Annotated in this window: 12 protein-coding genes; 5 read left to right on the forward strand and 7 right to left on the reverse strand. The window is 46.2% G+C overall.

Annotated elements, in window-relative coordinates:
* Positions 1-71: 71 nt before the first annotated feature.
* Entirely contained in the window at positions 72-1,115 is a 1,044-nt protein-coding gene (locus ABR189_RS04480) for a hypothetical protein (RefSeq protein WP_354659249.1), read from the reverse strand.
* Between the two features lie 171 nt (positions 1,116-1,286).
* On the opposite strand from ABR189_RS04480, the gene ABR189_RS04485 reads away from it, so the two are divergent.
* The 5 genes from ABR189_RS04485 to ABR189_RS04505 all read left to right on the forward strand — a co-directional run bounded on the left by ABR189_RS04485 (position 1,287) and on the right by ABR189_RS04505 (position 9,920).
* Positions 1,287-2,627, forward strand: a complete 1,341-nt coding sequence (locus tag ABR189_RS04485) for a TolC family protein (RefSeq protein ID WP_354659250.1) — start codon at positions 1,287-1,289, stop codon at positions 2,625-2,627.
* Positions 2,628-2,703: 76 nt separating this feature from the next.
* Complete coding sequence (locus ABR189_RS04490; protein ID WP_354659251.1) at positions 2,704-3,870, forward strand: efflux RND transporter periplasmic adaptor subunit; 1,167 nt, start codon at positions 2,704-2,706, stop codon at positions 3,868-3,870.
* 61 nt (positions 3,871-3,931) lie between these two features.
* A complete protein-coding gene (locus ABR189_RS04495) occupies positions 3,932-7,105 on the forward strand; it encodes an efflux RND transporter permease subunit (protein WP_354659252.1) in 3,174 nt (1,057 codons plus the stop codon).
* Between the two features lie 212 nt (positions 7,106-7,317).
* Positions 7,318-8,949 (forward strand): sodium/sugar symporter, encoded by a 1,632-nt coding sequence (locus ABR189_RS04500; protein WP_354659253.1) that lies wholly within the window; start codon positions 7,318-7,320, stop codon positions 8,947-8,949.
* 89 nt (positions 8,950-9,038) lie between these two features.
* Complete coding sequence (locus ABR189_RS04505) at positions 9,039-9,920, forward strand: inositol oxygenase family protein (protein WP_354659254.1); 882 nt, start codon at positions 9,039-9,041, stop codon at positions 9,918-9,920.
* A 106-nt stretch (positions 9,921-10,026) separates the two neighbouring features.
* On the opposite strand, the gene ABR189_RS04510 is transcribed toward ABR189_RS04505, so the two are convergent.
* The 6 genes from ABR189_RS04510 to ABR189_RS04535 all read right to left on the reverse strand — a co-directional run bounded on the left by ABR189_RS04510 (position 10,027) and on the right by ABR189_RS04535 (position 22,824).
* Entirely contained in the window at positions 10,027-12,963 is a 2,937-nt protein-coding gene (locus ABR189_RS04510) for an FAD-binding and (Fe-S)-binding domain-containing protein (protein WP_354659255.1), read from the reverse strand.
* Between the two features lie 298 nt (positions 12,964-13,261).
* Complete coding sequence (locus ABR189_RS04515; RefSeq protein WP_354659256.1) at positions 13,262-14,383, reverse strand: PKD domain-containing protein; 1,122 nt, start codon at positions 14,381-14,383, stop codon at positions 13,262-13,264.
* A gap of 52 nt (positions 14,384-14,435) precedes the next feature.
* A complete protein-coding gene (locus ABR189_RS04520; protein WP_354659257.1) occupies positions 14,436-16,214 on the reverse strand; it encodes a glycoside hydrolase family 32 protein in 1,779 nt (592 codons plus the stop codon).
* Positions 16,215-16,216: 2 nt separating this feature from the next.
* The gene (locus ABR189_RS04525; protein WP_354659258.1) at positions 16,217-17,623 is read right to left on the reverse strand and encodes a DUF4832 domain-containing protein; all 1,407 of its coding nucleotides are present in this window, start codon (positions 17,621-17,623) and stop codon (positions 16,217-16,219) included.
* 4 nt (positions 17,624-17,627) lie between these two features.
* Positions 17,628-19,148, reverse strand: coding sequence for a RagB/SusD family nutrient uptake outer membrane protein (locus ABR189_RS04530; RefSeq protein WP_354659259.1), 1,521 nt, complete (start codon positions 19,146-19,148; stop codon positions 17,628-17,630).
* A gap of 13 nt (positions 19,149-19,161) precedes the next feature.
* A complete protein-coding gene (locus tag ABR189_RS04535) occupies positions 19,162-22,824 on the reverse strand; it encodes a SusC/RagA family TonB-linked outer membrane protein (RefSeq protein ID WP_354659260.1) in 3,663 nt (1,220 codons plus the stop codon).
* Positions 22,825-22,851: the final 27 nt, after the last annotated feature.

Here is a 22,851-nt window from a genome sequence, read left to right on the forward strand (position 1 = left end):
ATAGGCAGGAAATAATACGCCTGCTTATGCTGTAAGAAGTACAGCGCAACTTAGCTATAAATACGCCAGGATTAGGCTTTTGTTTTCCTGTTGCTGCCTTTAATCTTTTCCAGCCATTTACCCAGCCACCAGAAAGATAATGCAAGGAGACCGAAGAAAAGTCCTTTATTGGTATGATCCCACAGATATTCAAAATACCTGGTGTACAGATCCAGTAATAAAAAAATAACCCCCATATCCCGTACCATATTGTCTTTGGTTTTAATGCCAAACAACAAGGTGGCAATGCACAGAAGGGTAAAGAAAATGACCCACCAGAGTAAATGAAACTGACGTATTTCCTGCCATTCCTGCCAGGAACCGGTATTACCAAAAATTGAAATAAGCCATCCCGATAGCAATAGCAACAACCAGCCACCTGTCCAGGTAATCTCTTTCACTGGTTTGTAGATTGTGGTACGCCTGGCCAGCCAGCCGGTCAGCAACATAACAACTCCCAGTAATATCATCCGGCAGGGGAGATTCATCCCCATAAAATAGGGAGCATCATTGGTAAAATAGTAAGTAGTCTTTACATAGGCTGGTATCAGACACAGTAGGGTAGTTACCCATAGCAGGCGGGAGTATAGGGCCAACCCCGTTATGCCATATATAATGGTGGCCAGTAGCCAAAACAGGCCATAGTTTCCGCCCAGATACTGCAGGCTTTTTCCCAGATATACTACGCTGACGCCTATGGAAAGGGCGGGCAACAACCAGAATAACTCCCGGTTTAGTGAAAATGACAACTGCCGCTGATTTCTCAGATAACCCCTGTAGCATAGGAAAGCACTAAGGGCAGTAAATACAACTGCTATTATACCATCTGTCAGGGATAGCTTTTTCCGGATGATCTCGATCCATTTTTCATCCAGCACCAGCGCGCCAAAGGCCATCAGCCCGCAGGATATAGCTGCTATGAAAATGTAAAGTGTGATCAGCTGCCAATCCGTTTCACGGATGCGATAAGATTGCCGCAATTCCCCTGCCTGCTGCTCATTGATCAGCTGACTGGCTTGCCACTGCGCAATCGCTTTTTGCAATATATCAGCCTCCTTTTTATCTACTTCCAGCATAATCTGTGGTATTTACAACACACAAAATAGAACTTTAAGTGAATAGCTGCCCCGGCATTCTAATAGTTATGGTGCAAAATTATTATATGTGATGCTTTCCACTATAACTCAACCTTTTTATAAGTATAGTTGTTAAGTATCATATCATCACACCTTGTCAAAGCAATTAGCATGTACCGTATCACAAGTTTGTTTACTGTTATCCTTTTGTGGAGGTCATTTGTTGTACAGGCCCAGGTCGATACGATGTCATATACTTTTAACCTGAACGACTGTATCCAGTATGCACTGACGCACCAGCATGACATGGTAAATGCTGGTCTGGATAAAGCATATTATTATGAAAAAATCAAGGAAAGCAGAGGAAAGCTCTTTCCTCATGCAGATATTAACGGAAATTTCCAGGACAATCTCAAACTTGCCACTTCTTTGATACCTGATATCGCTAACGGACGCTATGATGTGAAAATTCCGGTCCAGTTTGGTACCAAATACAGCTCCTCTATATCAGGGCAGGTTAACCAGACTATCTTTAACAGTGACTATTTCCTGGGGCTCAAAGCCTCAAAAGTATATGGCAGCCTGGGGGAGAAGAGCTACACACGTACCGCTATTGAAACCCGTGTAGCGGTTACAAAGGCATATTACGCGGTACTGGTCAATGAGGAAAATATCCGTTTAATCACGGCCAACCAGCTGCAGCTCAAAAAAACAATGGAGGATACCAAAGCCAGATATGAGGTAGGGGTAGCCGAAAGAATCGATGTAGACCGTATCATGGTGTCTTATAATAATGTGGTAACTCAGATGGATAATCAACAGCGCCTGCTGGCGTATAGCCTCGAATTGTTAAAATTCCAGGTAGGCCTGCCTGCGGAAGCTACTCTGCAGCTGAAAGAAACCGTGAAAGACTTTCCTCCGGAACAAGGCCTGAAAGATACTACTGACTACCTCGTGCACGACAGGATCGAATATAGCCAGCAACTGACGCAAATAGACCTGAACCGCCTGAGCCTGAAAAGCAAACAACTCTCTTTTTTACCTTCCCTGTCGGCATTTGTCAACTACGGATTTAATTATTTCTCTACGCAGTTCAGTGACCTCTATAAAAAAGGATATGGTAGCTCTGCCCTGGGGCTTACCCTGGCCTTCCCACTATTTTCCGGTACCGAAAGGATTCACCAGGTAAAGGAAGAAAAGATCACCCTGCAGAAATCACTGAACGACCTCGATTACCTGGGGCAACAGATTAAACTGGAGGTTAAAAACGCGTTTACCCAGTATCAGAATAATATGGCATTACTGAATACCCAAAAAAACAATATAACGCTTACGCAAGGAATCTATGATCGTATTGTATTAAAATTTGAACAGGGAGTATCTACCAGCCTGGACGTGATTTCAGCAGAAAGTGAATTAAAGCAGGCACAGAGCGACTATATAAATGCGTTGCTTAATGCGCTGGTAAGTAAGATAGAACTGGACAGGGCAATGGGCAAAATAAAGGAATAGTTTAAGACTGGCACTATCACTAAGGCAGCCCACAATGACGAGCTGTTATTTACTATGGACTAATCAATTCATATATATGCTTCAGTTTAATTTCCAGCGTCCGTTTTTTCAAAAGCACCGGCAGGGGCGTGTGTATTTGTGGATAGGAATATGCCTGACAGGAAGTATCATAGGTGGCGCCTGTGGTAATGGTAAAGCTCCTAGTGCAGGAATGGGAGGGCCACATATGAAGGCTACCGTATCGGCTACCACAGTTAATCCCACTTCGTATACCATTGATGAAAAGTTTCCCGCTACGCTGATAGCTAATAATATTGTGGAGCTCCGCCCCGATGTAACAGGTTACCTGGAGGCTATCAGGGTAAAAGATGGGAGTAATGTCAGTAAAGGACAAGTGTTGTATGAAGTAGACAAAAGCCGTTATGCTGCAGCTTATGGTCAGGTGGGGGCTTCCCTGCAGCAAGCACAGGCGGATCTGGCGCAAAAGCAGCGTGACCTCGAACGCTACCAGAACCTGCTTAGCCATGATGCAATTTCAAAACAAACAGTGGATCAGGCGGCTACAGCAGTGAAAACTGCGGAAGCCAATGTGGCTGCTGCTAAAGCTGCCGTGCAGAAAGCAGGTACAGATGTGAATCATGCCGTACTAAGGGCGCCTTTAAGCGGAAAAATAGGTATTGCCCAGGTCAAAGTAGGCGACATTATTAATGCAGGGCAAACACTGGTCAATACCATTGTAAATGAAAATCCCATGTTTGCAGATTTTGATGTTCCCCAGGCACGCATAGGAGAGTTTACGGGTGGTAGTAAACAGATGGCTGGTGAGCCAGCCCGCAAATTCTATCTGCAGTTTGCAGATAGCTCCCGGTACGATCAAACAGGCAAAATACTCGCTATTAATAATATTGTAGACCCCCAAACAGGTACTATTCGGGTAAGGCTGGAATTTCCCAATAAGAACGGCTGGCTTAAATCAGGTATGAGCTGCGTGGTAGTGATGGAATATAATACTGGTGCTAATCAGCTTGCTATTCCGGCAAAAGCGATCATACAAACGCTGGCAGAAACAAATGTCTATGTCCTGGGGCCTGGCGATGTTGTGCAGCCCAGGCCCATAGAGCCAGGACCAATTACAGATAGTATGCTGATTATCAGGAAAGGATTATCGGCAGGTGATAAGGTGATAGTAGAAGGATTACAAAAGGTCAGACCAGGGGATACCGTAAATGTGCAGATGAAATAAATAAATGGTGAATAGTTAAGCAGTGGCGAACCACGCGTTCGTTATTAAAAAATTGGCCAGCATGATTTCTAAAACATTTATTGAGCGGAAAAATACAACTATTGTAATTGCCATCCTGATCGTGATCGTAGGGGTGATCTGCATGCTAAATCTGCCTATTGCCCAGCTGCCTGATATAGCGCCGCCAGTAGTGGATATCAGGGCCAGTTACGTGGGGGCCAATTCCCAAACGGTAGAAGAAACAGTGACCACACCAATAGAAAACCAGGTAAATGGAACACCGGGCGCCATGTATATCCAATCAGTAAGCGCCAACGATGGGTCCATGAGCATTACAGTTACCTTTAATCTTGGTACCAATGCGGATATTGCGGCGCTGGATGTACAAAACAGGGTCAGCCTGGCTTTACCTGGTACGCCGGATGAAGTAAGAAGGGTAGGGGTGACCGTTAAAAAACGCTCCAATGATATGTTGATGGTGCTGGCGTTAAACTCTCCCAATAGCTCCCATGAAAGGGAATTCCTGGATAACTACCTGAACATTTACCTGAAACCGGAACTGGCCCGTTTGGAAGGCGTGGGTGACGTGAATGCTTTTTCGCAGGATTACAGCATGCGTATCTGGCTCAACCCGGATAAGATGGCGGCCCTCGGACTTACTGCTGCTGATGTGGCAAATGCCATACGGGAACAGAATCAACAGGTGCCTGCGGGTATTGTTGGTGCGCCTCCGGCGCGTTCCAGCCAGGCTTTTGAATATAATGTAAGTGTAAGGGGACGACTGGTCAGTGCGGAAGAATTTGGGAATGTAGTCATTGCTACCGGTAAAGGTGGATCATTGGTACGCTTAAAGGATATATCCCGTATTAACTTAGGCTCTTTTACTTACGCTATTGATGCCAAAGCGGATGGTAAACCCGGAACCGGGATGGCTATTTACCTGGCTCCGGGGGCTAATGCATTGGATGTTAATGACAGGGTACTGGCCAAAATGGAAGAACTGTCCAAATCATTCCCACCAGACGTGCAATGGCTGGTGCCTTTTGAAACCACTTCCTTCGTAAAAATATCTATTAAAGAAGTAGTGCAAACGTTCATAGAGGCGCTGCTGCTGGTGGTAATAGTTGTTTACGTTTTTCTGCAAAATTGGCGGGCCACCCTGATTCCTATCCTGGTAATCCCTATCTCAATTATTGGCACATTTATCTTTTTCCAGCTACTGGGCTTTTCTATTAACACGCTTACCCTGTTTGGATTTGTACTGGCTATTGGTATTGTGGTGGATGATGCGATTGTGGTGGTGGAGGCGGTGCAGCACCATATCGATGCAGATGGGATGGGGCCAAGGGAGGCTACTTATAAGGCAATGTCTGAGGTACAGGCACCGGTGATTGCTATTGCCCTCATTCTGGCAGCGGTATTTGTGCCCGTGGCTTTTATTCCGGGGGTGAGTGGACGGCTGTATCAGCAGTTTGCCTTAACCATTGCGTTTTCTGTACTGCTCTCTGCTTTTCTGGCATTGACGTTTACGCCTGCACTTACCGCGATACTGTTGCGCCCGGCACACCTCGACAAAAAATCTACCGGTATTAACAAGATCTTTTTCCGGTTTAATAACTGGTTTGAAAGGGTAACGGCCCGCTATGGCAGGGGAGTAGCACTGGCGATACGGAAAACGCCGGTAATTATAATACTCTTGCTGATCATGTTTGTAGCTGCCGGATACCTGTTTAAAAAAGTACCTACTACTTTTGTGCCTCAGGAAGATATGGGGGCGTTGTTCATTTCCATCGAATTACCGGATGCGTCTTCTACAGAAAGAACACAGGCAGTGGTGAGAGAAGTAAATGGTATCTTATTGGGCGACAGTGCAGTAAATCACTTTTTTGGTGTTACAGGGATGAATTTCATTGCGAATGCGATTAAACCCAACTCAGCTACTTACTTTGTAAACCTTAAAAGCTGGGACGAACGTTATAAGAACGGAGATGACATGAATAAAGTACTGGGTCGGTTAACTGCTCGTACCAGCCATATTATCGGGGCACAGATCCTGGTTATTCCATCTCCTACCTTACGTGGATTGGGAACCTCCGGTGGTTTTTCTTTTATCCTGGAACAAAAAAGTAATAACGACCTTCAGCAGTTTAACCAGGTTTTGGGACAGTTCCTGATGGCAGCTAATAAACGGCCGGAGATTATGCGGGCATATGCTTTTTTTAGTTCCAGCACCCCCCAGTTTAATGTGGATGTAGACAGAGATAAATGTAAACAGCTAGGCGTGGCAGTGAGTGATGTGTTCAATGCCTTGCAAACCTTTTTGGGTGGGTTGTATGTAAATGATTTTACCCGCTTCAGCCGCAGCTTCCGGGTAGTATTGCAGGCCGATTCTCTCTTCCGTGGCAGTATCACTAACCTGAATACCTATTATGTTCGTAATAACCAGGGACAGATGGTACCGCTGAGTGCTTTGATCACTTCAGTAAAGGGCGGCGGAGCTCCGGTAATCAATCACTTTAATCTGTACCGGTCTGTAGGTATTGACGGACAAAATAACTATGGATATAGTAGTGGTGATGCTATCAAAGCACTGGAAGAAGTCGCCCAACAAACGCTTCCCGCCAATTTTGGCTATGAGTGGGCCAATGTGTCCAAACAGGAAATAGAGGCTGGGAATAAAAGTATGATGATATTTATGTTGTCCATCCTTTTCGTTTTCCTGCTACTCACCGCATTATATGAAAGCTGGTCAGTGCCATTTTCTGTACTACTGGCAGTGCCCATCGCCCTGTTCGGATCTATCGTAGCCCTTTGGCTGACGAAACAATCCAATAGTGTGTATTCACAAATCGGTCTGATCACTCTCATCGGGCTGGCGGCTAAAAATGCGATCCTGATCGTAGAGTTCTGTAAGGAAAGGGTAGACCGCGGGATGCCACTACTGGAAGCTACGCTGGAAGCGGTTAAGCTGCGCTTCCGGCCTATCTTAATGACCTCATTTGCATTTATATTGGGCGTATTGCCTTTAACCCTGGCTACCGGGGCAGGGGCTGCTTCCCGCATAAATATCGGCTATACCGTTATGGGGGGAATGCTGGCTGCTACCTTGCTGGCCATTTTTACGGTGCCTGTATTATATGTACTGATCACCAAATTGTCCTATGGTAAAAAGAAACTGGCGGAACTGGCAGAACATGGTGAAGAAAGTCAGCGGCCCAGTCATTTGTCAGAGTAGTGATGCGCTATGCTATGATCCCCAATCTATTAGGGCCCCGACCTGTTGGGACAACAATGGGTATTCCGGAATAAGGAGCTGGCAATGGGCTTATCTGGTAGCTTGAATACGGGAACATAGAAGGAGAATACTGCTATTAGAATTCAATGCTATTTATTAAATTCCATTCTATTCTATTCTATTCTATTTTATTCCACGTTATACTCCTTTACATGCATCATTTAAAAACTGCCGACTACCTGGTATTCCTGGTTTATTTTATAATGGTAGCAGGATATGGTTATTACATCTATCAACGAAAGAAAGCAGCTACTACCAGCACTAAGGACTTTTTCCTGGCAGAAGGCTCCCTCACCTGGTGGGCAATTGGTGCCTCCCTGATTGCCAGCAATATCTCTGCCGAACATTTTATTGGGATGTCCGGATCCGGTTTTGCATTGGGACTGGCCATTTCCACCTATGAATGGATGGCTGCGGCAACATTGATCATCGTAGCGGTGTTTTTTATACCCGTGTACCTGAAAAACAAGATCTATACCATGCCACAGTTCCTTGCAGTGAGGTACAACAGCACCGTAAGTACGATTATGGCTATCTTCTGGCTGTTGGTGTACGTATTTGTGAACCTTACTTCTATTATTTACCTCGGGGCTTTAGCAATTGCTGCCATCTCCGGGATCAGCTTTACCTGGTGCGTGATAGGGCTGGCGGTGTTTGCTGTTATTGTTACTTTGGGAGGTATGAAGGTGATCGGATATACGGACGTAGTGCAGGTATTTGTATTGATTCTGGGAGGGTTGGTGACCACCTGGCTGGCATTGAATATGGTATCCGAACATTTTGGTTTTGGACGGGATGCCTGGAAAGGACTATCCCTGATCCGGGAAAAGGCAGATACACATTTCCATATGATTTTTGATGCTTCACATCCCTATTACAAGGATCTGCCGGGATTATCTGTATTGATAGGAGGAATGTGGATCAATAATTTAAACTACTGGGGATGTAACCAGTATATCACACAACGGGCATTGGGGGCCGATCTGAAAACTGCCCGTAATGGTATCCTGTTTGCTGCCTTTCTGAAATTGCTTATTCCCGTAATTGCAGTATTACCTGGTATTACGGCTTATGTATTGTATAACAACGGGCTTTTCAGTCAGGAAATGGTCAATGCTGCGGGCGAGGTAAAGCCCGATCAGGCATATCCTACTTTATTAAACCTGCTGCCTCCGGGCCTGAAAGGGCTTGCATTTGCTGCGCTGACGGCTGCTATAGTGGCTTCGCTGGCAGGGAAGGCAAACAGCATCTCTACTATTTTTTCGCTGGATATCTATCACAAGTTTTTTCATAAAACTGCTACAGAACAACAACTGGTCAGGGCAGGCCGGTGGACGGTGATCATTGCCATGATCATTGCATGTCTGGTGGCTCCGGCGCTGAGCACACTGGATCAGGCTTACCAGTTTATCCAGGAATATGTGGGCTTTATATCTCCGGGTGTACTGGCCATTTTTTTAATGGGCTTCTTCTGGAGGCGGGCTACTGCTACGGCTGCACTGAGTGCTGCCCTGCTTACTATTCCGCTTTCCACCTTGCTTAAGTTCCTGCCGGTGTGGACAGGAGGGGCATTCCCCGATTATCCCTTCCTCGACAGGATGTCTATCGTTTTTGTATTCCTGTTGGGGCTGATGGTGGTAATTACCCTGCTGGACCATAAAAGCAAAGCTGCCCCCCGGATTATTCAGGTAGATGCCGGCATGTTTCGCTGTTCGCCTGCTTTCCTGGCTGGATCAGTGATCATTGTCGGGATTTTGACCGCACTTTACACGGTTTTTTGGTAGAATTTGATGAGTGGCGCTAATTCCAGCCGCTAAAATTAGTCAGCTTCAGGAAAATTCATTAATTTAAGATAACCGCAAAATGCCATCTAATGAAAAATGAGAACAATTTTTCAAACCAGGAGCGCAACCCACTGCAAAGCATAGAACAATGGGAAGATGATGTGTTACAAAGGTATCCCGAACAGGACCAGCCTGCTAAAGCCAAAGACGCATTCCGGAACTACGATAACCCCGAAAGAGATACGGTACGCGAGTTTTACCGCCTCAACCATAAATACCAGACTTACGACTTTGTGATGGAAAAGAAAAAGGATTTTCTGCGGTTTAACCGCAAGGAAATGCCGGTATGGGGCGCCATGGAGTTTTTAAATACCCTTGTAGATGATTCTGATCCGGATATTGAACTGGACCAACTGCAACACCTGCTGCAAACGGCAGAGGCCATACGTGCAGATGGCCATCCGGACTGGTTTATTCTTACCGGCTTTATTCATGATATGGGTAAGGTGTTATGCCTGTTTGGTGAACCACAGTGGGCAGTGGTAGGAGATACTTTCCCGGTGGGATGTAAGCATGCTGACAAAATAGTGTATCCTGAATTTTTTGCGGATAACCCCGATGTTCGTGATGAACGTTATAATACACAATACGGCATCTATGAACCACATTGTGGCCTGGATAATGTGAATATGTCCTGGGGCCATGATGAATACCTGTATCAGATAACCAAAGACCATTTACCGGAACCGGCGCTGTATATGATCCGGTACCATTCTTTTTACGCCCAGCATCGTGAGCATGCTTACGCTCACCTGATGAATGCACATGATCATGCCATGTTTGAATGGGTGAAAAAGTTTAATCCTTATGATCTCTACTCTAAAAGTCCGCATCCTCCGGTGGTACAAGAGCTGAAACCTTATTACGAAGATCTGATTGCAAAATATTTGCCTGCAACCGTCCGGTTGTAAGCTATCCCCAGCCTCACCCATAACTCTCCGGAGGGGATACCCCTCTGGGGAGTTAATTTTTAATGCAGCCGCTGATATTGTTATTGACAAGCCGCTTTCATACAGCTTAATGTACTAATGCAGCATGTAATACTTCCACGGGATGCAGCGCTTTTTTTCCGGTACCATCTTTTACCTGGTGGCGGCAACTGGTGCCCGGTGCTGCAATAATAGTGTCGTCAGCAGCATTACGCACGGCAGGAAATAATACCAGTTCTCCAATCTGCATAGACAAATCGTAGTGCTCCTTTTCATATCCAAAAGAACCTGCCATACCACAACAACCGGAAGGAATAACTTCTACGGTATAATTTGCCGGCAGCGATAGTATTTTCTTACTGTGTTGTGTTCCTGATAATGCTTTTTGCTGGCAGTGCCCATGCAGTTTGATATGTTTCTTTTCACTGGAAAACTGCTCCGGTGCAATATGCCCTTTATCTGCTTCCAGTGCCAGAAACTCATCTATGAGGTATACATGTTTTGCCAGCTTTTGGGCAGCTGCTCTGAGCGGCTCCTGTACCAGGTCGGGATATTCATCGCGGAAACTTAAAATAGCAGATGGCTCTACTCCCAGTAATGGGGCGTTTTCATTGATGACGTCACTGAATATACGTACATTCTTTTCTGCAATACCACGTGCCTTCCTGAGCATCCCTTTGGATAAATAAGCGCGTGCACTTTCCGGATGATTGATCATCAGCACTTCATATCCCAGGCGCTCCAATAGCTGTACGGCTTTGATCCCGATAGTAGTATCATTGAAGTTGGTGAACTCGTCGCAGAAGAGGTATACTTTTCTGGTTCCTGCAGGATGGGGCTGTTTTTCAGCAGGCCACTTCTTTTTAAACCAGCTTTTTAGCGTAGTCTGGTGCAGGCCAGGCAGGGACCGTTTGGTAGCAAAACCGGATATCTTCTTGATCAGATTGCCGGTTGCACGGGTATTGATCAGCCAGTTGTAAATACCAGGTGCAATGACTGCCAGGTTGTTTAACTTGGAATAGTTCCCGATCATCCAGGAGCGGAAAGGTAAGCCATTGGCATCGTGATAATGCTGCAGGAATTCCATCTTCAGCTTGGCCATATCCACATTGGAAGGACATTCAGATTTACATCCTTTACAAGCCAGACATAAGTCCAGTACTTCATAAATTTCTTTATGGTCAAACTTGTTTTGTTTATTGGATTTGGTCAGGAACTCACGCAATATATTGGCCCTGGCACGGGTAGTGTCTTTTTCATTACGGGTAGCCATGTAACTGGGGCACATTGTACCTCCGCTCAGCTCCGTTTTACGGCAATCGCCGGAACCATTACATTGCTCCGCATGCTGTAACATCGTTTGCTGCGGGAAGTGGAAAATGGTTTTTATTTCCGGTGCAGGTACCCCTGGTTCATAGCGCAACATGCTGTTCATAGAGGGGGTATCTACAATCTTGTTAGGATTGAAAATATTCTCCGGATCCCAGGTGTATTTCACCTGGCGCAGCAGTTCGTAATTCTTTGCTCCGATCATCTGGCGGATAAATTCACCACGTAACCGGCCATCACCATGCTCACCACTGAGGGAACCATGATACTGTTTCACCAGGGTAGCAATTTCTTCTGCTATAGTGCGGAATAGCGCATTGCCTTCCTGGGTTTTCAGGTTAATGATAGGCCGTAAATGAATTTCACCACTGCCGGCATGCGCATAATGCACCGCATGCAGATTGTATTTTTTCAGAATTTCATTAAAGTCACGAATGAAAGCGGGCAAGTCTTCCACTGCAACTGCGGTGTCTTCAATTACAGGTACTGCTTTTTCATCGCCGGGCAGATTACTGAGCAGGCCCAGCCCAGCTTTACGCAGTGTCCATATCTTTTTGGTGTCTTCCCCAAAAAGTAACGGGAAGTGATAACCCAGTCCGGCTGCCCGGAGCTGCTGCTCCAGCAAATTGGCCATTGCGGTAATTTCCTCCCGGGTATCCCGGCAAAATTCAATGACCAGTATGGCACCGGGATCGCCCTGTACAAAAAAGCGGTTTTTACGTTGTTCAATGTTATCCTTGGTACATTCCAGGATAAAATGATCAATCAGCTCGCTGGCACTTGGCTTTAGCTGCATCGCAATGATGTTAGCCCGCAGCGACTCATCAATAGTATTAAAATGCACACATAACAACCCGGTTTCTTTGGGTGGCAATGGGTCAATATGTAGTTTTATTTCGGTAAGCAGGGCCAGGGTACCTTCAGAGCCTGCTATCAGTTTACAGAAGTTAAAATCTTCTGTGCCGGCAGTAAAAGGTGCTGTTTCGAGCAGCATATCTACGGCATACCCTGTATTCCGGCGCATGATACTCTTCTTGGGAAATTCCCGTCTTATTTCTTCCTGATTGGTATGATTGCTCAGCGCTGTTCTCAGCTGCCGGTAAATTTGTGTTTCCAGGCTATTTGCCGGGCCTTCGCATTTGGCATGAAAAGCGTCCGGGCTGAGGGAGTGGAATTCGGTTTCCGTACCATCGCTTAATAAGGCCTTTACTTCCAGCAGATGTTCCCGGGTACTGCCATATACTACAGAGTTGGAACCACAGGAGTTATTACCTACCATGCCACCTATCATGGCCCTGTTGGCCGTAGAGGTTTCCGGGCCAAAATAAAAGCCGTACGGTTTGAGAAACATATTCAGCTCGTCACGGATCACGCCGGGCTGTACCCGTACCCACTTTTCTGCGGTATTGATTTCCAGGATGCTGGTAAACTTGCGGGATACATCTACCACAATGCCATTTCCCACCACTTGTCCGGCCAGGGAAGTCCCGGCAGTACGTGGTATCAGAGATGTTTTATGGGCGCTGGCAAAAGCAATCAGCTTTTTAAGGTCGGAGATATTTTCGGGTATAGCTACCGCCAGGGGCATTTCCCGGTAAGCCGATGCATCTGTGGCATACAGGGTTCGCATCGTATCGTCTGTGTAGAGTATGCCTTCTAATTCCCGGGCCAGTTGCTGGAGCTTGTCGCGCATCATAGTATCAAACCTGCATTTTGAAAGGGCGAAATTAATAATTAATTTCTTATTTAATACTATAATCAGCCATAGTGGCGGACTTCTGCCAGGAACGAGGTTGGGGGTAATACCAGCCACTGGTAAGCTCCGGAGGCTATAAATAGCCCCTCAGAAGGATAGCTGCGTCAGGGTTTAATCCTGGTATATAAGGGTGAGATACAGGTGAAACGACGGCTATTAAAAAGAGGCTGACCAAAATGCTGTGGTCAGCCCCGGTTACGTTCAGTTGTTCTCCGGTCAGTAATCGGTTATCTTAAAATCACTGCGGAAATTTTTCAAAGGTGATCCGGCCGGCCACTAGATCCAGGTAGGCTTTCTGATTGGTCCATGGCGGGGTAAAGCCCCAGGAAGAACCGGAAAAGGATAAACCTGCACCTACCCGGCTGCCAAAGGAAAGCATTTCGTTCCTGTCTATGGCTATCACTATGGCGGCGTGTTTGTTGGGGAGGGTGGCAATCTCCGATACCTTGATCCTTTCCAGCGTAGGCCGGTAATTTTTCCAATCCCATCCGCCACCATCCAAAGCGGAATCAAACATACTGCCACCGGTAGAAAATAACGGACCATCTATAAAAGTGTCACAACCAGCGCCATAAACTCCCTGATTGCCGGTTACCGTATTACCATCTGCATCTATAAAGAAGCCTACAGGTGTATTTTTTAACTCTTCTGCGGTAAGCTTATCAAATTCACAATACAGAAAAAGAGATTTGTTGTTGTAAGCCATTTTTAATTGCAACATTTTGGAAGCAGTATTGGCTGCATCTCTGGTAATGGCGGCGCTAACTTTTTCCCAGGCGCTAATGGGAGAAGTGATTTCCGGGGATAGTAATACGGGTACAAGCGCCTTAGCGGTATCTCCTGTTGCGCCTATCACTTTCAATAGCACATTTTTTCTGCCGTAGGTAAGGTAAGTATGTGTGGGAGAGGCTTCTTCGGCAGTAGCGCCGTCATTGAAATCCCATTCGTAGCTTACACCGTTTTCAGATTGGTTGGTAAACTTTACCGTAAGCCCGTCTGTTGCTATTTCATACCTGAACCCTGATATCGTGCCTGCGGTCAGCATCACACTTTTCATGGCGGCTACCTTCCCATCACGATAAGCCCGCATGGTAATGGAGTAGTAGTCTGATTTGGCATAGGTATGTACCGGACTAAACTCAATGGATTGCTGGCCATCACCAAAATCCCACTGACAGGAGTCTGCCCGCAATGTCTGATTATGAAAGGTAACAGCTAGCCCTTGTATGGAAGTGGTAAAATCGGCTTTGGTAAAATTATGGTTGTAATCATCCTTACGGCAGGAACAGATAAACAGCAAAACGTACAGCAGCAGTAAGTATCCTGCTTTTATAGCATTTTTATTTTGTATGTTGTTCATGGTAATTAAATGTTGAATTGAGTAATAATGATTGATGGGAAGCGCAGTTGAGCTATTCCCGGTTGTTGATATATTTTCTCCAGATAGATTTTAAACGATATGCGGTAATGTCAAAATCTGCCAGCTCCTTTTTGCCCGTAATGGTCATTGCCGCAGGTGGATGGTCAGCTGGTACAAAGCTGTGGGTAAGGGCAGCAATGCCGTTATTGGCAAATACTTCCAGAGAGGTTCTGTCCAGCAATATCCTTAACTGTATCTTTCCATTTACCGGTGCAAGTGGTGCGGTAAGATGGGCTACTGCAAGTTGTTGTTTCACCGGGTCATAGTTGATCTGCTGCCTGCCTACAGTAAGGTGTATGCTATTCGTACTGTCGGTGCTTACCTGATCCTGCCTGATTTGCAGTGTTATTTCCAGATCCAGTAATTCGTCCTTTACTTGCTGTATGATAATGGATGCGCCGGTGAGGCTGCCTTTGATACGTGCAGGGGAGGATTGGCGCAATTGTTTCACTTCCTCCGCGGGGGTTATAAACAAACGAATACCTTCCGGTGTGTTGTTTAAGGTGAGTACCCTCGGCAAAGTGATAGCCTGTGTAAAGGGCATCCCCGGATATCCTCCTCTTAACCATGCCATTTGTATACATCTGCCATCTTCTTCAGGAATATCGCTGAATACCTGGGCGGCGTAATCCGCACCTTCATAGGTGGCGGTATAGGGGCCTCCTTCTTTCGTAAAGGATTTACCATCAAACGTACCTATCAGATAACATCCGGAACCTCCCCAGAATACCCAGCGGGTATTGGCTTTGTTGCCATCTACGGGCAACTCAAACATATTGGGGCATTCTGTGCACCCTGCATGATCTATGTCACAAAGCTTTTTCCAGTCAAGAAGATTAGGTGATGTGAATAAAGAAAAGGACTCGTCTTTAATGTACAAAGGCATGATCCACTGGCCGGTACCATCTTTGTTATCGTACCAGAACACTTTCGGATCTCTGTCACCGCCGCCGGTGGCCTGATAAGGCATTACCGGATTGTTTTTGTAAGCCTGCCAGTTTGTTCCACCATCCGCAGAATAATAAATACTTTGGGCATAATTAGCCCACCTTCGCCCCGCAACGGAAGTATACAAGGCTACAAGTGGCGGATTCTTTAACCGGCCCTGCTTGTCTGTTACGGGATGTGGTTGCAAACCGGAAGTGTTCTTCCAATCTACTACTGCCGATCCGGAAAAGGCTACGCCGTGCTTGTCGGGCGAAATAGCGGTAGGCAATTCTTCCCAGTGAATAAGATCCTTACTTACCGCATGCCCCCATGACATCGTGGTATTGCTGAAATAGGTGCCCCAGGGTACGTGCTGGAAAAACAGGTGATAGGTGCCCTTGTAATATACCAGCCCGTTAGGATCGTTGGCCCACCCGCGGCGGGGAGAGAAATGAAACTGTGGCCGGTATTTTTCTTTGTATACCTTATCCTCATCTGCCATTACATTGGCGGTTTTTACCAGCGTTTTCCAACGGGAACTGGTTAATACCTTTTCTGCTGTTAAGATGAGTTTTTGGCCCTTCCATTTTGTTACATCCAGGGTGGTATAGTAATCAGGTTCGGCTGCGGCCAGTTCTATTTCAATTTCCTGAACGGTGACACCGTCTGCCTGTACCGTTACCCAGGTTTTGTGTGCACCTGCCTTTACAGGAAGGTGCACATATTTTTTATTAATGACGGGAAGCTCATACCGTTGGGCAACCGTATCATGATAGTTGCCAAAGACTGTCTGGCAACAGACAAGCCCCGACACAAAAAGTAAAAATATAGGAAACATTCGCATGTTTAATGCTGGTTTTGCATGTTGATAAAATAAAGTGAACCCGTATGTTTTGGGGGCATCACCGTAGAATTGATCCGGATGGTGGCATGCAGATCATTAAATCCGCTTTTTTCCTGCCATACATCTTGATTGGCAAACCGGATAGCATAGTCAGGATGGCCATATAGCTGTTTTTCAGGTGCCGGAAGAGATAACAGTAACTTGTACACGCCTGCCGGTGTATCACCAGGAATGCCTGCTATTGCTGTCAGGGTTATGACCTGCTGAGGCGACCAATACCTGGGATCATCGGGTAGCTGCACATGGTAACGCTCACCTGTTGAAGTGTGCTGTAAAATCAGCTCCACAGGTCTTGGATTATAAAGTGAGGCATATCCCCGATTGACCAATCGGACGGCTACCTGTAAGGTCCCGCCAGGACAGGTGGCGGCTGTAAACTCGCCGGATAATAGCTCAAACCGGTAGCCCAGCTGCCGTTTAATGCTGTCCATACAGCCTTGTTGCTGCCAGTTGTGGAGCACTGCATTATAATACCCTTCATTCAGAAAGCTCCACCGGAGATACCGCATTTCCTGCTGTGCCTTCATACAATCTGCTGGCGCAATACCTTCCGGCGGACAGGTTTCTCCTCCCACGGGTACAAAAATGCCTTCTGCATGGAGGTATTGCTTTTCTGCGGTTACCTGGTGGTAAGTACCATAGTCATCGGTACTTGCCAGAAAACAGTCATTATGATGTCCTATCCTTGCTGCTTTTGAATCACTAAAGGCAGCTGCTTTTGATAAGGGTTGCATGGATTGCAGATATTGCGTTTTGTAAAACGGCGTTCTTACCTGTACCATCCTGTTTGCCGGCAATACTTCCAGTATCTTGTCTATTATCTGCGTCATCCTGTCCGGTGTATTCAGCTCATGTGCAGAAGTATGAAATTCGCCCCATGCTCCGATAAAGCCTGCCTGCATAAGTGCAATTACACCAGCATGTTTTGTCAGCATGGGCTGAAGCTGATCCAGGTGCTGCAACACTATTTTTAATGGTGCATCTGGGGCGTCCATACTGGAGGTATAAGAAAACCGCAGGATGCACTTTAGCCCTGCCTGCTGAATCAATTGCATATTCTTTTCAAAATTGAGCAGCATTTTTTCCGGCAGTGCTTCGTTCCGGTAGGCTTTAAGGTAACAATAGAAAAGGATCAGGGAATTACCATTACGTTTTACAGATTTCAATGCCGCCGTGTCCAGTAATTCCTCCTGGGCAGGGTTGATGGAAAACTGCCTGTAAAAGCCCCTTTCCGGATTCGCAAATACGGCTTCTGAAGCCGTATATTTTACTTTCAGCACGTGTTTGTTTGTCCCTGCACGGAAGGAAATTGCCGCAATGGCCAGCAGTATAAAAAGTAGCTGTTTCATGCGCTTATCTGTAACCTGGATTTTGATGTACTTTTCCTTTCCCGTCTACAATCGCATAATTGGGAAGCGGATACAGGTATTTATATTTGCTGGCTCTTGGTGCTATCCCGTTGTTAGCTTCCAGGATAACTTCCAGCAATTTGTCGAACCGGATAAGATCAGCCCGGTACTGCCCGTTCTCGCACCAAAATTCATGTGCCCGCTCCAGCAGCAGGAGATCTTCAAATGCTTTTTTGGAAGGCACATCTGCAAGTTGTTTATCAGGGAGATTGGCTCTCCGCCTTACTTCGTTGATCAGATCCAGCGCCTCCTGGTTGACAGTGCCTCCCGGTTTGAATACCAATGCTTCTGCCAATGACAACAATACATCTGCATAGCGGTAAATAACCCGGTCGGCAAGACTCATGGAGCTCTGTTTGATGATGTTGTCGTCCACATAATATTTCAGGGGAACCGGCCCGAATTTTAAACCATCACCAGGATTACTTCGATCCTGTTTACTGCCTTCGAGGTTAATGTATTCATCGATCATATATTTCTTCCGGCTATCTGCAGGCTCAAACGTGTCAAAGAATTTCCAGTCACCCGCCAGGGTTTGCCACCCGGCCAGATCTCCACCTGCGGAGGTACCTACATTGGTTGGCATTACTTTCAATTGCCAGTAATGCACATTAGGACCGGTGATGGAAGAAGGGAAGGCCAGTATAAACTCATTTCTGCAGGCGGCCTGTTTGCCTACGGTAAACATATCCGTATAGCTGGGAGCAAGTGCATAACCATATTCCGGTTTCATCAGCTCCCGGGCAACTGTTTCTACTTTATGATAGTTTTCCGGGTTCCGGGTTACTTTCCCATCAGCGGTGAAATGAATCGTTTCATGCAGGTATAGCCGGATGAGCAGCATATTGGCAAAACCTTTACTGAACTTTCCGTATTCCGCATTTTTAGGATAGGGCAACCCTTCCGCTGCGGCTATTAAGTCGGCTTCAATAAAGGCGGCGGTTTCCTCAATGGAAGAGCGGGGGAGTGGCTGATCCTGTAATGGATTTTTAAGTATTTCGATGGGCGCTATGATCAGCCCGCCAAAGAGATCAAACAACGTATACATCAGGTAAGCACGGCTGCAACGTACTTCAGCAATGTATCTTTTTTTCAGGGCATCTGATAAAACACTGTTTTCAATGGCATCAATAACCAGGGTAGCCCTGCTGATCTGGCTGGCAAATTTATAGTAGTTGGTCAGGTCGCCCGTAGTTTCATCAAAAGCGAGTGTATGACAGGCCTGTTGCGTGCCATAAGCGCCTACCACGGTGTTGGTCATACATTCATTCCAGAACTGTACGTCCAGTATGCCATAACTGGATAGTGGCTGATAACAGGATAGCACCATCGCTTTCAGATCATCTTCCGTTTTCGGAAAATTAGCAGGGCTGTATTCACTGTAACTTACAGGATCCAGCTTTACACAGGAAAACAGCAGTACAGCAAAGATTGCAGGTATATATTTATTGAATATCCTTTTCATAACATTTCATTTATTAGAACTTTACATCAAATCCCAGGGTATAGGTACGGGCATTAGGGTATGGCCCCCAATGTGCATCTGTTTCAGGATCCAATCCTTTATAAGGGGTGAGTACAAATACATTGTTGATATTGAAATAAACCCGGCAGCTGGAAAATATACGCTTGACAGGCTGTACCTGGGGCAACGTATAGCCAAGTGCGATGTTTTGCATACGGATAAACCATGCCTGCTGGTATTCATAATCTCCATACCCGTCTTTGGATCCGTTGGGAATAGTTCTGCCGGGATCGCTTACGGTCCAGGTATTTTCATACCGGTATCTCAGCATATTATACCCAAAGGGATAGGCGCCATCACCTATAAAGAAGTTGGGATCTCTCATGATGCGGTCAAACAGGGCGTGAAAGTTAAAGCGGAAGTCAAACTGTTTGTACCTGATACTATTGGATAAACCCATGATATAACCCGGATCACGGGTGCCAATCAACTTGATATCTGCATTGTCTATTTTACCATCCGGCTTTCCCAGGTATACGAATCTGCCGTTTTCCACTATTTTATTGCCCTGTTCATCCAGCTTGTATCCATCAATGTCCGCAATAAGTGCAGTACCGGGATATATATCCGGTTGTGTACCTGGTGCGGTTGATCCCATCGGCAGGATGCCTGCATAGATCTTGGAATAGATAGGACGGATCGGATCGCGGGGTGATTCAAAAATATCGGGCTTCCATCCTTCTACACGTTCCATCCACCTGTCACGATACATGGAAAATGTATAATCAGTGGTCCATTGAAAATCTTTTTTGGTGATATTTTTAGTGTTCAGGGTAAGTTCAATACCCTTGCTCTGTGTTTTGCCAAGGTTGGCAGTCACCGTATTAATATCCAGATAACTGTTAAGCTGTTTGGTGTTCAGGAGATCAGCTACTGTTTTCTGATAAAGTTCCAGTGTAGCATTGATCTTGCCGTTAAACAAACCAATATCCAGCCCAACATTATATTCAGTGGTTGTTTCCCATTTCAGGTCGGGATTTTCCAGGCGGATTTGCCGCACGCCGTAAAGGTCCCTGCCTTTTTCATCATTCCAGGCCAGCTCCGGCGCATAGGCTGCAAAGGCGTTGTCTCCAATAGAAGCATTACCGGTTTGTCCTGCACTTACCCGTAGTTTGAGTTGAGAAAATAACGGTCTGGCAAATTGCATAAAACTTTCATCCAGTGCATTCCATCCTGCGGCCAGGGAAGGGAAGAGTCCCCATTTATGATTTCTGGCAAACTGGCTGGCAGCATCTGCCCGGAAGGTAGCAGTGAACAGGTACCTGCCACCTGCCAGATTGTAATTGACACGTCCAAAATGGGATAACCTGTTATTCTTATATCCGCCGGAGCCTACTACTTTTGAACCGCCGCCGGCATCCAGGCGGTACCATAAGAAAGCATCCGTCAGGAAGTTGGTGTTTTTTAGAAAGTGATTGTTGCCCTGGAACAGCTCATAAGATGATCCATAGAGCAAGTCCACGTGCTGTTGATGTGGTAAGTCTTTTGTATAGTGCGCTACAAACTCTGCCCGCTTAAACTCATCACTGACACTGTTGATAGAGCCCATGCCTTCACTTCGCGCGCCAAACAGATAGGTCCTTGGATGGTAGGTACTGCGGGTCCTGTTTGATTTATCCATGGAAACACTAAGCCGGAGGGATAGTCCGGGCAGGGGTGTTGAAATAATATCTGCACTACCCACAAAACGATCACTTACACCCTTATCCGTTATTGTAAGCATGGAAACAGGATTAGGCACATTAGGGAGCAGCGGGTTGATGGCATAATTCCCTGCTTTATCAAATACAGGTATGGAAGGATCCATAATGGCTGCATTTACCAGCGCGCCATGATCTCCCCAGGCGCCGTCTCCAAACATGACGTTATCATTATCCAGGCGGGAGAAGATTAAATTACTGTTGATCCTGAAATACTTGCTGAGCTCCTGCTCCAGGCTCACTTTCCCGGAGTAGCGCTTGATCCCGTTATTCTTCAGGATACCTTGCTGGTTAAAATAGTTGGCGGATACGAGGTATTTCGTTTTGTCCGTTCCTCCCTGTACACTTACGTTATGCTCCTTTATAGCACCATCTCTGGTGATAAGACCTACCCAATCAGTGCCGGGGCCGGCTTCTTCAATCTGTTGCTCAGTATAGAATTGCTGAAACCGGATACCATTTACCGGCGACAACTGCGCTTCTGAAAAGGTGCGGGTGCCATAAGGGGCCACCCCGTTTTTAATACTCCAGTCACGCAGGTATATTTCATTTTTAGATTGCATCCAGGTTTTCAGGTCCAGCACTTTATAAGTATCTGTTTTCTTCTGTATCCCATAGGAAAACGAATAGGAAACTACCGGCTTCCCGGCTACACCCCGTTTGGTGGTAATCAGGATCACGCCATTCGCTGCTCTGGAACCATAAATAGCTGTTGCGGAAGCATCTTTTAATACTTCTATGGATTCAATGTCATTCGGGTTTAAAAAATTCAGCGGGCTTTGTGTGCCATCACTGGTTCTGCCATCATTGTTATCGGGTTGGGTAACCTGCCCGATAGGAATACCATCTACAATATATAACGGCATATTGCTGGCATTTACGGAAGTTGCACCACGTACCAGTACGTCAATACCACCGCCTGGCTGTGCGCTGTTCCTGATAATTGAAACACCTGCAATCTTGCCTTGCAGGGCATGATCAATACCGATGGCAGAAGTTTTAATAACATCGTCCGCTTTCACAGAGGATACCGCACCGGTAAGATCTCTTTTTTTAACCGTGCCATATCCTACCACTACTACTGCGTCTAGTTCCTTATCAAGTTCCCGGAGGGTAATCTTCAGGAACAGTGTTTCTCCGGGGAGTATTTCGAGTAAGGAGGATTGTTTTTTATCAATAGTAAAGGCCGTAGCGGGATTGGTGGTGGTGCGGATGCCAGCTTCCACTGATTCAAATCCAATGGAAGAAATCTGGAGCACGGCATTTTCCAATACATCTTTTAGTGAAAAGGCACCTTGGGCATCTGTAACAGTGCCGGTAGCGGTGCCTTTAATGCGAACAGAAACACCTGGAAGTGGTGTGCCGGAAACACTGCGGATGACACCCGATACTACTATGCCATTGATGGGCTGGCTGGCAGAAGCGGTTACTTGTGATGGCATTGGTTTGCGTGTCAGCACAATCGTTTTGTGCTCGATCATAAAATCCAGTGGCTGGTGTTGCAGTGCCAGCTCCAGGAATGCCTGCAGCGGCATATTGCTGACAGAAAGTGTAACCGGCCTGGTATCTTCAAGATCGCCACGATTGGAAAAAACAACATAGGTTGTTTGCTTTTTTATGGCGGCAAAAACAGTTTTCAGTGGAATGTTTTCCCCCGAAAGTGTAATAGATTGCGAGCTCCCGGAAGCATAAACATTTAAGAAAGCTGCTGTCAACAGGAAGAAGGTTAGTCTCATGGCATTCACAATTAATTGGTTGCCGGTATTACTGGATCGCCATAGGGCAGATCCCAGACCCGGCAGGATTTTGGTGATACGCCGGTACATAATGGGAGTGGCAGCAGGCGGTTGATCAGGAAATTTGGCCGCGAATGAATAGCCCATAGGTACCCGGCAGCAAAAAGTCTTTTTTTGCATAAATTGCACTTGGTTTTGGTTGTTAAG

The organism is Chitinophaga sp. H8, from assembly GCF_040567655.1.
GTDB classification, from domain to species: domain Bacteria; phylum Bacteroidota; class Bacteroidia; order Chitinophagales; family Chitinophagaceae; genus Chitinophaga; species Chitinophaga defluvii.

Bases quoted from the DNA above. Each gene is read 5' to 3' on its own strand.
- ABR189_RS04530 (WP_354659259.1), bottom strand. From the start codon at position 19,148: ATGAAAAGGATATTCAATAAATATATACCTGCAATCTTTGCTGTACTG.
- ABR189_RS04520 (WP_354659257.1), bottom strand. From the start codon at position 16,214: ATGCGAATGTTTCCTATATTTTTACTTTTTGTGTCGGGGCTTGTCTGT.
- ABR189_RS04485 (WP_354659250.1), top strand. From the start codon at position 1,287: ATGTACCGTATCACAAGTTTGTTTACTGTTATCCTTTTGTGGAGGTCA.
- ABR189_RS04480 (WP_354659249.1), bottom strand. From the start codon at position 1,115: ATGCTGGAAGTAGATAAAAAGGAGGCTGATATATTGCAAAAAGCGATT.
- ABR189_RS04490 (WP_354659251.1), top strand. From the start codon at position 2,704: ATGCTTCAGTTTAATTTCCAGCGTCCGTTTTTTCAAAAGCACCGGCAG.
- ABR189_RS04505 (WP_354659254.1), top strand. From the start codon at position 9,039: ATGAAAAATGAGAACAATTTTTCAAACCAGGAGCGCAACCCACTGCAA.
- ABR189_RS04500 (WP_354659253.1), top strand. From the start codon at position 7,318: ATGCATCATTTAAAAACTGCCGACTACCTGGTATTCCTGGTTTATTTT.
- ABR189_RS04535 (WP_354659260.1), bottom strand. From the start codon at position 22,824: ATGCAAAAAAAGACTTTTTGCTGCCGGGTACCTATGGGCTATTCATTC.
- ABR189_RS04510 (WP_354659255.1), bottom strand. From the start codon at position 12,963: ATGATGCGCGACAAGCTCCAGCAACTGGCCCGGGAATTAGAAGGCATA.
- ABR189_RS04515 (WP_354659256.1), bottom strand. From the start codon at position 14,383: ATGAACAACATACAAAATAAAAATGCTATAAAAGCAGGATACTTACTG.
- ABR189_RS04495 (WP_354659252.1), top strand. From the start codon at position 3,932: ATGATTTCTAAAACATTTATTGAGCGGAAAAATACAACTATTGTAATT.
- ABR189_RS04525 (WP_354659258.1), bottom strand. From the start codon at position 17,623: ATGAAACAGCTACTTTTTATACTGCTGGCCATTGCGGCAATTTCCTTC.